The organism is Methylocystis sp. sgz306128, assembly GCF_056032725.1.
The window spans coordinates 190235-203545 of the sequence record NZ_JBVYWO010000002.1; the positions used below are offsets into that span (position 1 = coordinate 190235).

Genomic DNA, 13311 nt, shown 5'->3' on the forward strand with positions numbered 1-13311 from the left:
CGCAGCGATTTGGGTGGGGCTTATGGCGAAATTTGAAATTCTGGGAATCGGCAATGCGATTGTCGATGTGATTGCATCGACCGATGACGCCTTTCTGCACCGCAAAGCCATCATCAAGGGCGCGATGAATCTGATCGATGAAGCCCGGGCCGACGATCTTTATGCCAGCATGAGCGAAGCCACCATCATTTCCGGCGGATCGGCAGCCAACACGACGGTCGGCATCGCCAATCTCGGCGCTTCCGCCGCCTTTATCGGCAAGGTCAAGGATGATGCGGTCGGTGCGCTGTTCTGCGAGGATCTGCGGCGCACCGGCGTGTATTTTGACGTGCCTTTCGCTGTCGACGGCCCGGCCAGCGCCCGCTCGTTCATTTTTGTCACCGACGACGGCGAGCGCTCGATGAACACCTATCTCGGCGCCTGCCAGAACCTGACGCCTGAGGATATCGAGCCCGAACTCGTGCAAAACAGCGATATCACCTATCTCGAAGGCTATTTGTGGGACAAGCCTGCCGCCAAACAGGCTTTTCTGAAGGCCTCGGCCATTGCACACGCGGCGGGAAACCGTGTCGCGATCACGCTTTCGGATTCGTTTTGCGTGGAGCGCTTCCGCGGCGAATTTATTGATCTGGTGCGGTCTGGAACCGTCGATATTATTTTTGCCAATGAAGCCGAACTGACCTCGTTCTATCAGACGTCCAATTTTGATCTGGCCTTGCAGGAAGCTGCGAAAGAACAGGTTCTTGCGGTCGTCACCCGCTCCGAACTTGGCGCCGTGGTGCTGGATCGCGGCGAAATAAGCGCCGTGCCGGCTTATCCGATCCGCGCGCTCGTTGATTCAACCGGCGCTGGCGATCTCTTTGCTGCCGGATTTCTCACCGGTCTGGTGCGTGGCAAGCCGCATGAGGTCAGTGCGCGTCTAGGAGCGCTCGCAGCGGCCGAGATCATCCAGCATGTTGGCGCGCGCCCGCTCGATGACCTGCGCCGTCTGGCCCGTGCGCATGACCTGCCGCTCTGAGGAGCAGGCACCGTTTGCGTTGAACTGCCCGGTTTATCCGGACGGTTCTCGCCTTAAAGCTTGCGCAGCGCCACTTTTTCGATGCGGTGGCTGGCGCCCTTGGTCAGCACCAGGCTGGCGCGCGGGCGTGTCGGCAATATGTTTTCGTGCAGATTGGGCAGGTTGATCCGGTTCCACAATCCTTTTGCGGTTGAAACGGCCTGTTCGTCGGTCAGATCGGCATATTTGGTGAAAAAACTGCGCGGGTCCCGGAAGGCCGTCTCACGCAGACGCATGAAGCGCTCGACATACCATTTTTCCAGCAGCTTTTCATCGGCATCGAGATAGACCGAAAAATCGAAGAAATCCGACACGAACGGTATTTCCTCACCATCGCGCGACAGGCGGTTTGGCAATAATACGTTCAGTCCCTCGACGATGAGAATGTCAGGGCGATCGACAATGGCATACTCGCCGGGCACGACATCATAGACGAGATGGGAATAGACCGGCGCGCGCACATTGCTCTTGCCTGCCTTCACGTCCGAAAGAAACTGAATCAGAGCCTTACCGTCGTAGCTTTCGGGAAAGCCCTTGCGCTCCATCAGCCCCTGCCGCATCAGTTCGGCATTATTGTGCAGAAATCCGTCGGTGGTGATGAGATCCACCTTCGGCGTATTGGGCCAGCGCGACAGCAGCGCGCGCAACACGCGGGCGGTGGTGGATTTACCGGCTGAAACCGAACCGGCAATGCCGATGATATAGGGCACCTTGCTGCCGTCCTCAGCGCCGAGAAAGCGCTGCGTGGCCTTGTAGAGCCCCTGCGTTGCCGCGACATAGAGCACCAGCAGGCGCGAAAGCGGCAGGTAGATCGCCACAACCTCTTCAAGGGAGATGGGATCATGCAGACTTTGCAGCCGCAGCAGGTCATCGAGATTAAGGGTGAGAGGGGTGTCGGCACGCAATTCCGCCCATTCATCACGGGTGAAATGCCGATAGGGCGACATATCGGACTGTGTCTTCATTTTCTCCCCTTGGCCCGTCGCGGAGCCCTTATGTTCCGGGTGCGCGGGATGCTTTTTCCTGCAATCCGGATTGATGGGTGCGCCGGCCCAGTTCCTCGACGACATCCTGCAACGGCACGCCGCCGATTTGAAGCACGACTAAAAGATGATAGAGCAGGTCAGCCGCTTCCATCTTCAGGGCCTTCGGGTCGTTTTGGAGAGCGGCAATCACGCATTCCACCGCCTCCTCGCCAAGCTTCTTGCCGGCTTTCGCCGGCCCGCCGTCGATCAGGCTGCGGGTATAGGACGTATCGCCGGACGCGGCAGCCCGGCTGGCAATGAGACGCGCGAGATCTTCCAGTGTGAACATGTCAGGCTTCCAGACGCATGGGCAATCCGGCGCGGGCCATGTGCTGCTTGGCTTCGCCGATGGTGAATGTGCCGAAATGGAAGATGGATGCCGCCAGAACCGCGCTGGCATGGCCCTGACGTACCCCATCCACGAGATGATCCAGCGAACCGACGCCGCCGGAGGCGATCACCGGCACGCTCACGACATCGGCAACCCGGCGGGTGAGATCATTGTCAAATCCCGCCTTGGTGCCGTCGCGGTCCATCGAGGTGAGCAGAATCTCGCCCGCGCCGAGCGCCACAACTTCCTGTGCGAAGGCGATGGCGTCGATTCCGGTTTCCTTGCGCCCGCCATGGGTGAATATTTCCCATTTGCCAGCACCTGTCCGCTTGGCGTCGATAGCGACGACAATGCACTGGCTGCCGAATTTTTCCGCAGCCTCGCGCACGAATTCGCGCCGCGCCACGGCGGCGGAATTGATCGAAACCTTATCGGCCCCGGCGAGCAGCAGATTGCGGATATCATCAAGTTTGCGTACGCCGCCGCCCACCGTCAGCGGCATGAAGCAATGTTCGGCCGTGCGCTGCACCACATCGAGCAGGATGCTGCGGTTGTCCGAAGTGGCGGTGATGTCGAGAAAGCACAGCTCGTCGGCCCCGGCCTTGTCATAGGCAATGGCGCATTGCACCGGATCGCCGGCATCGACAAGATCGACGAAATTCACGCCCTTGACCACACGGCCATCCTTGACGTCGAGGCAGGGGATGACGCGGACTTTAAGCATGGGAAGCCTGCCTGATGAGCGCGAGCGCTTCTTTTGGATCGATGCGGCCGTCATAGAGTGCCCTGCCCGTTATGGCGCCCTCCAGAATGGCGCAATCGTCCTGCAGCAGGCGGCGGATGTCATCCAGCGAGGCGAGCCCGCCCGAGGCGATGACTGGAATGGACACAGCGCGCGCCAGGTCCAGCGTCGCTTCGATATTCAGGCCCTTGAGGACGCCATCCCTCGCGATGTCGGTGTAGATGATGGCGCAGACGCCGGCATCCTCGAATCTCTGGCCGAGATCCTGCGCCGTGATCTGCGAGGTCTTGGCCCAGCCGTCCACCGCCACCAGACCGTCGCGCGCATCAATGCCGACAGCGACGCGGCCCGGAAAGAGGCGGGCCGCCTCGCGCACCAGCGCGGGGTCGCGCACTGCGGCGGTGCCGATGATCACCCGGCTGACACCCTGAGTGAGCCAGCCCTCTATGGTTCGCAGGTCGCGGATGCCGCCGCCGAGTTGCACCGGCATTTTGACCCGCGCCAGAATGTTGCGCACGGCGGCCGCGTTCATCGGTTTGCCGGCAAAGGCGCCGTCGAGATCCACGACATGCAGATAGGCGAAGCCCTGTTCTTCGAACGCGGCGGCCTGCGCCGCCGGATCGGTGTTGAACACGGTGGCCTGATCCATGTCGCCATGGATAAGGCGGACGCATTCGCCCTCTTTCAGATCAATTGCAGGAAACAGAATCACGGACGCCACCTCAGAAACTGGCTTATGAGCGCTAGCCCGAGGCTTTGGCTCTTTTCAGGGTGAAACTGGGTGCCGATCATATTGTCGCGCCCGATCATCGCGGTAATGGGGCCGCCATAATCGGTCGTGGCCAGACAATCCTGATCATTTTCCAGTTTCATATGGTAGGAATGCACGAAATAGGCATGCAGGCCGGCGGGGATGTCGTTCAGCACGGCATGTTCGCGCCGTTCGAGATCGTTCCAGCCCATATGCGGAATTTTCAGCTGCGGATCGTCAGGCGTGATGGCGACGACATCGCCCTTGATCCAGTCCAGCCCGGACGTGATCTTGTGTTCAAGCCCGCGCGTGGCCATGAGCTGCATGCCGACGCAAATTCCGAAAAAGGGGCGTCCCTTGTCCATCACGGCAAATTCAAGCGCTTCCACCATGCCGTCAACGGCTTCAAGGCCGCTGCGGCAATCGGCAAAGGCACCAACGCCGGGCAGCACGATCTGATCTGCGCGCGAGACAAAATCCGCATCGCTGGAAACGTGGATCTTCGCCTCGAGGCCGCGTTCACGCGCGGCGCGCTCGAACGCCTTGTGGGCCGAGTGCAGGTTTCCCGATCCATAATCGACTATGGCGACGATCATCTCACATGCCCTTTTGCGGAAACAGGCCGAGAATGTCGGTGCCGGGGAAGGATACGGCGTGCTGCAAGGGCTGTGCCGGCGGCGTGTCAGTACGTGCGGCGGCGCGCGGCCAGCGCGAAAAGAAAATGCGTTCCGCAGATTCGAGGTTCTTGCTGCTGACGACATCGGCATAAAGCCAGCCCCGGCGCTGCAATGCGTTTCGGCGCAGCTGGTTGCCCTCCCAGCCCAGATAGAACATGAGCAGCATTTCCATTGCGCCGCCTGCCCAATCCGGCAGCTGCAGCAGGTAGGCAAGCGTCGAAATGAGACTGAAAAGCGCAGCAAATACAAGAAATTCCAGCCAAAGGCGATGCGCCAGCAGCCAGAGCGGTCCAAAGATGAAGGCCGGGATGCTGAAGCCCTCGCGGATGAAGCGGGCCTCGGCTCCGGTCTCGTCGCCGCTTTTGACGTGGATGGTGTAGACTGACATGGATTACAAGGATCCCTTGGTCGAGGGGACGCGGTCTTTTTGTCCCGCGTCAATGCTGATGGCGGTGCGCAGCGCGCGCGCCAGCGCCTTGAAGCAGCTTTCCGCTATATGGTGATTGTTCGTGCCATATAAGGTCTCGACATGGCAGGTCATGCCTGAATTCATGGCTATCGCCTGAAAGAACTCGCGCACCAGCTCCGTATCGAAGGTTCCGATCTTTGCAGCGGAAAATTCGGTGCGGAAGACCAGAAAGGGCCGGCCTGAAATATCGATCGCGACACGGGTCAGCGTCTCGTCCATCGGCAGATGCACGTCGGCATAACGCGTGATTCCCTTGAGATCGCCCAGCGCCTTGCGGATGGCCTGTCCAAGCGCGATGCCGACATCCTCCACCGTGTGGTGGTCGTCGACATGAAGGTCGCCCTTGGCCCGTACCGTGATGTTCATCAGCGAATGGCGGGCAAGCTGATCCAGCATATGATCGAAGAAACCGATGCCGGTGGCCATATCGGCGATGCCGCTGCCATCCAGCTCAACCTTGACGGAAATATCGGTTTCCTTGGTGGCGCGGGTAATTTCTGCCTGACGCATGATGCTGCTCTTATCGTGAGTTGACATGCGCTTCTAGCAAGCCGCAGGCCAAAATACCACCCCTTTGCTGCTCAGCTGGCATTTGCCCCTTGTAACGGGCCCCGCCGCTTCATAGATGCTGCTCAGTCTGTTTATGATAAGTTGCATTTGATCGGGATTTTTCATGAGTGAAAATCAAACCATGCATGCCACCACCATTCTCATGGTGCGCAAAGGTGGCCGCACTGTTATTGGCGGCGACGGGCAGGTCAGTCTGGGCGCCACCATCATCAAGGGCAATGCGAAAAAGGTGCGCCGCCTTGGCAAGGGCGACGTGATCGCCGGTTTTGCCGGTGCCACCGCCGATGCCTTCACGCTGTTTGAGCGGCTTGAATCCAAGCTTGAGCAATATCCCGGCCAGCTTACCCGCGCCTGCGTCGAACTGGCCAAGGACTGGCGCACGGACCGCTATCTGCGCCGCCTCGAAGCCATGATGCTTGTTGCCGACCGGCAGGCCGGCCTTGTGCTTACCGGTACCGGCGATGTGCTTGAGCCCACCGCGTCCGAACACGGCGCCGTCATGGGTATCGGCTCGGGCGGCAATTATGCGCTTGCGGCGGCCCGCGCGCTGCTTCCCGTCGAGATGGATGCCGAGGAAATCGTGCGCCGCTCCATGGCCATTGCCGCCGATATCTGCGTTTACACCAACAGCAATCTGGTGATCGAAAGTCTTTGAGACATGCCTGATTTTTCTCCCCGCGAAATTGTTTCCGAACTCGACCGCCATATTGTCGGTCAGCAGGCCGCCAAGCGCGCGGTGGCCATCGCCCTGCGCAACCGCTGGCGGCGTTTGCAGCTCACCCCGCCGATGCGGGACGAGGTGCTGCCGAAAAATATTCTGATGATCGGCCCCACCGGCTGCGGTAAGACGGAGATATCCCGTCGTCTGGCGCGGCTGGCCAACGCGCCGTTCATCAAGATCGAGGCGACAAAATTTACCGAAGTCGGTTATGTGGGCCGTGATGTCGAGCAGATCATCCGCGATCTTCTCGAAATAGGCATTGCGCAGGTCAAGGAAGGCAAGCGCAAGATGGTGCTGGCAAAGGCCGAGCTTGCCGCCGAGGAGCGGGTGCTTGATGGCCTTGTCGGACCCGGCGCCAGCCCCAACACGCGCGAATCCTTCCGCAAGAAATTGCGCGCAGGCGAGCTCGACGACAAGGAAATCGAGATAGAACTTGCACAATCGGGCGGCGGCATGCCCATGTTCGAGCTGCCCAATATGCCGGGCGCTTCGATTGGCGCGATCAATCTGTCCGACATGTTCGGCAAAGGCTTTGGCGGACGCAAGCAGACGCGCCGTCTCACTGTGCACGATGCCTATGCGCCGCTGATTGCGGAAGAATCGGATAAGCTGATCGATGGCGACGCCACTGTGGCCGAGGCGATCCGCGAGGTCGAGAACAACGGCATTGTCTTCCTTGATGAGATCGACAAAATCTGCGCGCGGGAGGGGCGCGGCGGCGCGGATGTCTCGCGCGAGGGCGTGCAGCGCGATCTGCTGCCCCTGATCGAGGGTACGACGGTGTCCACCAAGCACGGCTCGGTCAAGACAGATCATATCCTGTTCATCGCCTCAGGTGCGTTCCATGTGGCCAAGCCGTCCGACCTGCTTCCCGAATTACAGGGGCGCCTGCCGATCCGCGTCGAATTGTCCTCGCTCAATGAGGAGGATTTCAAGCGGATTCTCTCCGACACAGAAGCCAGTCTGGTCAAACAATATGTGGCCCTGCTGGAAACCGAAGGCGTCGAACTGGTTTTCGAGGCCGATTCGATCGACGCTCTGGCGCGCATTGCGGTGCAGGTGAATGATTCGGTCGAGAATATCGGCGCCCGCCGCCTGCAGACGGTGATGGAGCGCGTCCTCGACGAGGTCAGCTTCACTGCGCCGGACCGCAGGGGCGAGAAGATCATCATCGATGGTGCATTCGTTGAAAAGCATGTCGGTGATCTGGCGCGCAATGCGGATCTGAGCCGGTTCATTCTCTGACGGGACCACACGGATGTCCCTTGCACGCAATTTTCTCACGGTCGGAAGCGGCACGGCCGCTTCTCGGCTGCTGGGTTTTGTGCGTGACGTGCTGATCGCGGCCAGTTTGGGCGCCGGGCCTGTCGCCGATGCCTTTGTCGTGGCCTTTCGCCTGCCCAATCTTTTTCGGCGTCTGTTTTCGGAGGGTGCGTTCAATGCCGGATTCGTGCCGATCTTTATCCGGATGCGCAATCAGTCCGGAGAAGAGGCGGCGCGGAATTTTGCCGGGCAGGTTCTTGCCGGCCTGACGGTGCTGGGCGTCCTGCTGGTTCTGCTGGCCGAATGGGGGATGCGCCCGCTGATCTTCGCGCTGGCGCCGGGTCTGTTTCATGACGGCGGCACTGCCGGCCTTGCAATCATCATGGGGCGTATTGCCGCGCCCTTTCTGGCTTTTTCGCTGATATCGGCATTTTATTCGGCCCTGCTCAATATCTGCGGCCGCTATTTCATCGCCGCCTATGCGCCGGTCATTCTCAACATCGTGCTGATCATGGCGCTGGTTCTGGCCGATGCACTGGGGCTGGCCGGTACTGGCCGCGCTGCTATGGCGCTTTGCCTTGGCGTGAGTCTCGCCGGCCTCTTGCAGGCATTGTGGTGCTGGCGCGGGCTGATCCGCGCCGGTTATGCGCCACGTTTCATGCGTCCGCGCCTCGATGGCGCTACCCGGCGGCTGGTTCTTGTCCTTGTTCCCGGACTTCTGGCAGGCGGTATCACGCAGATCAATGCCTTCATCGGGTCGTTCGTTGGTTCGGCTGTGCCGGGCGTTGTTGCGCATCTTTATTATGCCGACCGCGTCTATCAGTTGCCGCTGGGCATTGTCGGCGTGGCGCTGGGTCAGATTTTGCTTGCGCCGCTGGCCGCGCATCTGGCCAGTGGCGATGAACCTGCCGCGCGCCGGATGCAGTTTCTGGCGCTCGAACTGGCGCTTTTTCTGATTTTGCCGGCAACGGCGGGGCTTGTCGTTCTGGCAGTTCCTGTTGTCAATGTCCTGTTCGAGCATGGCGCGTTCGGCGCCGGGTCGACACAGGCCACCGCGCAGGCCCTGCGAATCTATGCGCTCGGGCTTCCGGCCTTCATCATCGCCAAAAGCCTGCAGCCGAACTTTTTTGCCGCGCATCAGATGCGCGCGCCGCTCATTCTGGCTCTTGCCGGGGCGCTGCTGGATTTTCTCATCGCTTATTTCAGCTTTCCCAGCCTCTCGCAGACGGGCATCGCCCTCGCTGCGGCACTGGCCGGCTGGTTCAACGCTCTTGGCCTTGGATGGCTGTTGTGGCGTGAACAACGGCTCGCGTTCAGCATGCCGCAATGGACGCGCCTGCTGCGCCTGCTCTTTGCCAGCGTCCTGATAGCGCTGCTTTTATGGTTTGCGCTGCGCTATGCCGGCCTGTCCTTTGCCGCTGCAACGCCCTTCACGACACGCATTGGCCTATTGGCCGGGCTTATCGGCGCGGGGCTTCTGACCTATGTCGGTGCTTGCGCCCTGCTGGGATGTCTGAATTGGCGCGAATGGCGGTCCGCCGCCTAAAATCCCGCTTGCGCTGAGCGAGCCCTGTTGCCATAAACGCGCAGAAATTCGAGGGTCTTATCAATGAGCTTTGCGCCGCGCGTTTTTTCGGGGGTTCAGCCAACCGGCAATCTGCATCTGGGCAATTATCTTGGCGCCATCACCAAGTTCGTGGCCCTGCAGGAGAATTTCGAGTGCATCTATTGCGTCGTCGATCTGCATGCAGTGACCGTGCCGCAGGATCCCGTCGAACTGACGCGAACCATCCGGGAAGTGACCGCGGCATTCATTGCCGCAGGCGTTGATCCGCAGAAACACATCATCTTCAACCAGAGCCAGGTTTCGGCTCATGCGGAACTTGCCTGGATCTTTAACTGCGTTGCCCGCATCGGCTGGCTCAACCGCATGACCCAGTTCAAGGAAAAGGCCGGCAAGGATCGCGAAAAGGCTTCTATCGGCCTCTATGATTATCCGGTCCTGATGGCGGCGGACATTCTGGCCTACCGTGCCACCCATGTGCCGGTGGGCGAAGACCAGAAACAGCATCTGGAGCTTTCGCGCGACATCGCGCAGAAGTTCAATTTCGATTATGCCGCCCGCATTGCCGGGCTTGGCCTTGGCGTTGGCGCCGAGGGCGGTTACTTCCCGCTGCCTGAGCCGGTGATTCAAGGTCCGGCCACCCGCGTGATGAGCCTGCGCGACGGCACGAAGAAAATGTCGAAGTCGGACCCGTCCGACCTGTCGCGCATCAATCTCACCGACGATGCCGACGCCATAGCCTCCAAGGTGCGCAAGGCAAAAACCGATTCGGAGCCTCTGCCGTCGGAAATTGCCGGGCTGGCCAGCCGCCCCGAGGCCGATAATCTCGTCGGCATCTATGCGGCGCTCAACGACCAGAGCCGCGAAGATGTGCTCGGTGCTTTTGGCGGAGCGCAATTCTCCAGCTTCAAGGCGGCTCTGGTTGATCTTGCCGTGGCCAAGCTCAGCCCTATCGCCACGGAAATGAAGCGCCTGCAGCAGGATACCGGATATATCGACGGGGTGCTGCGCCATGGCGCTGAACGCGCCCGGGCCATAGCCGCGCCGATCATGAATGATGTCAAGGACATCATGGGCTTCGTGCGCTGACTTTTCTCCATTCGTGCACGCTTCCCTCATCCTGAGCTTGTTGAAGGATGAGGGCAAGCTGCAAGGTGCGCCTAGCCGCCATCAGCGACGAGGCCAGCCGCCGCAATAGCGGCGCTGGCGGCGGCTTCGTCATTATCCGAAGTGTCGCCGGAAACACCGACAGCGCCGAGAATGTTCTTTTCGCTGTCGCGGATCAACACCCCGCCCGGCACCGGCACCAGACCATTGGCCGAAAGCTCCGCCGCAGCATTGATGAAATGCGGCCGCTCCACGGCGAGATTATGCTGGCGGCGGCCGCCCATGCCCAGTGCCACGCAGCCGGCGGCTTTGCCCAGCGCAATGCGCCAGCGCATCGGCGGACAGCCGTCCTCCGCCTGCAAACCAAGGACAGCGCCGCGCGCATCAAGCACGGCGACGGCCATCGGATTGAAATTCTTCTCCCGGCAGACTTTCAGCGTCTCGGCGATGATCTGCTGTGCGAGGGCGGACGTGAGGGACATGCGAACTCCTTTTATGTGAATGATCTGCTCTGGCCGGTGCGGCTCAGGGCATGGTTTGCGTCTGGCTGGTGGATACGCCCACGGCAAAGCCAATGCTGGAGTTGGCGCCAAGCTGGTAATCCGCGCCGAAACCGGCGGTTACGCTGTTGCGCGAGAAGGGTGAGGCGGCAAATTGCGGGTTCAGCAGCGGTGCCGCGCCAAATGCGCTGGCAGGACCGGAGGAAAGCCCGGAGAAGACGAAGGGCTTGAAACTGCCCATGTCATAGGAAAGCTTGGTCTGTGAGCCGGTAAAGCCTGCCGAGGGCAGAGCGAAGCCGAATTGCGGCAGACCAGAGCCATTGGTTCCGCTGACTTCGAGCTTCCAGCCGCCGCCGATGGGGGCGCTGAAGGATTTGGCTCCGATCCCGTCGGTGGAGAGGCCGCCGGCCTCGAACCCGGCCGTCCAGGGAGAGGCCGAGGGGTCCTGTGCCAGTGTCGGCAGCTGGATGATTTCGGTGGCGAAAGCAGGCCCCGCCGTGCAGAGCATCAACGATAGGCAAAGACTGATTCGCATGGTTGCTCCTCCTTTGCTGTCGGCAGACTGATCAGGAATCGATTTTCAGCGCGGCAATGAAGGCTTCCTGCGGAATTTCCACCTTGCCGAACTGGCGCATCTTCTTTTTACCAGCCTTCTGCTTGTCGAGCAATTTACGCTTGCGCGTCGCATCGCCGCCGTAGCACTTGGCGGTGACGTCCTTGCGCAGCGCCCGGATTGTCTCGCGTGCGATGATCTTGCCGCCGATGGCCGCCTGCACCGGAATCTGGAACATATGCGGCGGAATCAGTTCCTTGAGCTTTTCCACCATCGCACGTCCGCGCATGTCGGCCCGGTCGCGGTGCACCAGCATCGAGAGCGCGTCCACCGGCTCGGCATTGACGAGGATCGACATTTTCACCAGATCGCCGGGGCGATAGTCGATGAGATGATAATCGAAGCTGGCATAGCCCTTGGAAATGCTTTTCAGGCGGTCATAAAAATCGAAGACCACCTCGTTGAGCGGCAGCTCGTAGGTCACCATGGCCCGCTTGCCGACATAATTGAGATCGATCTGCACGCCGCGCCGTTCCTGGCAGAGCTTGAGAACGCCGCCGAGATAATCGTCCGGCGTGAGGATCGTCGCCTTGATCCATGGCTCGGCAATGGTCTCGATCTGCATGATATCCGGCATGTCGACCGGATTGTGCAGTTCGATCTCCTCGCCATTGCGCAGCGCCAGCTTGTAGATGACGGAGGGCGCGGTGGCGATGAGATCAAGGTTGAATTCGCGCTCCAGCCGCTCCTGAATGATTTCAAGGTGCAACAGGCCGAGAAAGCCGCAACGAAAGCCGAAGCCCAGCGCCGCAGAGCTTTCCATTTCAAACGAGAAGCTCGCATCATTGAGCCGCAGCTTGCCCATGGCGGAGCGCAGATCTTCGAAATCGGCCGCATCCACCGGAAAGAGGCCGCAGAACACCACCGGCTGGGCGGGCTTGAAGCCCGGCATCATGCCGGAGCAGGGGCGGCGCTCATCGGTGATCGTGTCGCCGACGCGCGTGTCGGCCACCTGTTTGATCTGGGCGGTGATGAAGCCGATCTCGCCCGGGCCGAGCTGGTCGCGGTCATTCATCTTGGGCGTGAAGACACCAATTTTTTCAACTGTGTAATGGGCGTCCGTGCCCATCATCTTGATCTTCTGATGCCGCTTCATCACGCCATCGACGATGCGCACCAGCACGACGACGCCGAGATAGGCGTCATACCAGCTGTCCACCAGCAGGGCTTTCAGCGGCGCGTTTTCGTCGCCTTTGGGCGGCGGCAGGCGATTGACAATGGCCTCGAGCACGAGGTCGATGCCGATGCCGGTCTTGGCGGAGATCGGCACGGCGTCGGAGGCATCGAGCCCGATCACTTCCTCGATCTGCTGCTTGATGCGCTCCGGCTCGGCGGCGGGCAGATCGATCTTGTTGAGCACCGGCACGATCTCGTGGCCCGCATCGAGCGCGTGATAGACATTGGCCAGAGTTTGCGCCTCGACGCCCTGAGAGGCGTCCACCACGAGCAACGATCCTTCGCAGGCGGCCAGCGAGCGCGAGACCTCATAGGCGAAGTCGACGTGGCCGGGCGTGTCCATCAGGTTGAGAATATAGGTCTTGCCGTCCAGCGCCTTATATTCGAGGCGCACGGTCTGGGCCTTGATGGTGATGCCGCGTTCCTTCTCGATATCCATCGAATCGAGAATCTGCTCTTCCATGTCGCGGGCGGCCACTGTTCCGGTTTGCTGGATCAGGCGGTCGGCGAGGGTGGACTTGCCATGGTCGATATGAGCGACAATGGAGAAATTGCGGATATTATCAATGCTGTGCGTGGTCATGACAGCCTGATAGCAGGGGCGCGGGACTTTGTTAAGGACGAAGTGAAAAAGGCAATGAGAATTGCGCGCCGCTGGCCAGTAACGACACTCTTAAAAGCGCCAGGGCGGCAGGCAATGACCTGCCCTAGTTTGCCTTTTAGACGCTGTTGCGATTTTTGTGTT

The 13311-nt window shown here is 60.4% G+C and carries 15 protein-coding genes; 5 read left to right on the forward strand and 10 right to left on the reverse strand.

The window, feature by feature from the left end:
- Positions 1-22 precede the first annotated feature (22 nt).
- A complete protein-coding gene (locus AC0N03_RS04760; protein WP_474287416.1) occupies positions 23-1018 on the forward strand; it encodes an adenosine kinase in 996 nt (331 codons plus the stop codon).
- Between the two features lie 53 nt (positions 1019-1071).
- On the opposite strand, the gene coaA is transcribed toward AC0N03_RS04760, so the two are convergent.
- From coaA to hisB, 7 genes are read right to left on the reverse strand one after another with little or no spacing between them, the layout of a single operon-like run.
- Complete coding sequence (coaA, locus tag AC0N03_RS04765; protein WP_474287417.1) at positions 1072-2022, reverse strand: type I pantothenate kinase; 951 nt, start codon at positions 2020-2022, stop codon at positions 1072-1074.
- Between the two features lie 28 nt (positions 2023-2050).
- Positions 2051-2371, reverse strand: coding sequence for a phosphoribosyl-ATP diphosphatase (locus AC0N03_RS04770; protein ID WP_474287418.1), 321 nt, complete (start codon positions 2369-2371; stop codon positions 2051-2053).
- A gap of 1 nt (position 2372) precedes the next feature.
- Complete coding sequence (gene hisF, locus AC0N03_RS04775; RefSeq protein ID WP_474287419.1) at positions 2373-3137, reverse strand: imidazole glycerol phosphate synthase subunit HisF; 765 nt, start codon at positions 3135-3137, stop codon at positions 2373-2375.
- The gene (gene hisA, locus AC0N03_RS04780) at positions 3130-3876 is read right to left on the reverse strand and encodes a 1-(5-phosphoribosyl)-5-[(5-phosphoribosylamino)methylideneamino]imidazole-4-carboxamide isomerase (RefSeq protein ID WP_474287420.1); all 747 of its coding nucleotides are present in this window, start codon (positions 3874-3876) and stop codon (positions 3130-3132) included. Before hisA ends, hisF begins: the two co-directional genes overlap by 8 nt.
- On the reverse strand, positions 3864-4502 hold the full coding sequence (hisH, locus tag AC0N03_RS04785) for an imidazole glycerol phosphate synthase subunit HisH (protein WP_474287421.1): 639 nt from the start codon (positions 4500-4502) through the stop codon (positions 3864-3866). The genes hisA and hisH overlap by 13 nt, the downstream gene beginning before the upstream one ends.
- 1 nt (position 4503) lies before the next feature.
- On the reverse strand, positions 4504-4971 hold the full coding sequence (locus AC0N03_RS04790; RefSeq protein ID WP_474287422.1) for a DUF2628 domain-containing protein: 468 nt from the start codon (positions 4969-4971) through the stop codon (positions 4504-4506).
- A gap of 3 nt (positions 4972-4974) precedes the next feature.
- Complete coding sequence (gene hisB / locus AC0N03_RS04795) at positions 4975-5562, reverse strand: imidazoleglycerol-phosphate dehydratase HisB (RefSeq protein ID WP_474287423.1); 588 nt, start codon at positions 5560-5562, stop codon at positions 4975-4977.
- A gap of 163 nt (positions 5563-5725) precedes the next feature.
- Here hisB and hslV point away from each other — a divergent pair, with 163 nt between their 5' ends.
- The 4 genes from hslV (at position 5726) to trpS (ending at position 10259) form a co-directional block, all read left to right on the forward strand.
- Complete coding sequence (gene hslV, locus AC0N03_RS04800; protein WP_474287424.1) at positions 5726-6277, forward strand: ATP-dependent protease subunit HslV; 552 nt, start codon at positions 5726-5728, stop codon at positions 6275-6277.
- 3 nt (positions 6278-6280) lie between these two features.
- Entirely contained in the window at positions 6281-7588 is a 1308-nt protein-coding gene (hslU, locus tag AC0N03_RS04805) for an ATP-dependent protease ATPase subunit HslU (RefSeq protein ID WP_474287425.1), read from the forward strand.
- A gap of 13 nt (positions 7589-7601) precedes the next feature.
- Entirely contained in the window at positions 7602-9152 is a 1551-nt protein-coding gene (murJ, locus tag AC0N03_RS04810) for a murein biosynthesis integral membrane protein MurJ (protein WP_474287426.1), read from the forward strand.
- A gap of 63 nt (positions 9153-9215) precedes the next feature.
- Entirely contained in the window at positions 9216-10259 is a 1044-nt protein-coding gene (trpS, locus tag AC0N03_RS04815; RefSeq protein ID WP_474287427.1) for a tryptophan--tRNA ligase, read from the forward strand.
- Between the two features lie 71 nt (positions 10260-10330).
- Here trpS and AC0N03_RS04820 read toward each other — a convergent pair whose 3' ends face one another.
- From AC0N03_RS04820 to lepA, 3 genes are read right to left on the reverse strand one after another with little or no spacing between them, the layout of a single operon-like run.
- Positions 10331-10759 carry a GlcG/HbpS family heme-binding protein gene (locus AC0N03_RS04820; RefSeq protein WP_474287428.1) on the reverse strand — a complete coding sequence of 143 codons (429 nt, stop codon included), beginning with the start codon at positions 10757-10759 and terminating at the stop codon, positions 10331-10333.
- A gap of 43 nt (positions 10760-10802) precedes the next feature.
- Positions 10803-11312, reverse strand: coding sequence for a hypothetical protein (locus AC0N03_RS04825; protein ID WP_474287429.1), 510 nt, complete (start codon positions 11310-11312; stop codon positions 10803-10805).
- 31 nt (positions 11313-11343) lie between these two features.
- Positions 11344-13149: a translation elongation factor 4 gene (lepA, locus tag AC0N03_RS04830; protein WP_474287430.1), complete on the reverse strand. Its 1806-nt coding sequence runs from the start codon at positions 13147-13149 to the stop codon at positions 11344-11346.
- Positions 13150-13311 lie beyond the last annotated feature (162 nt).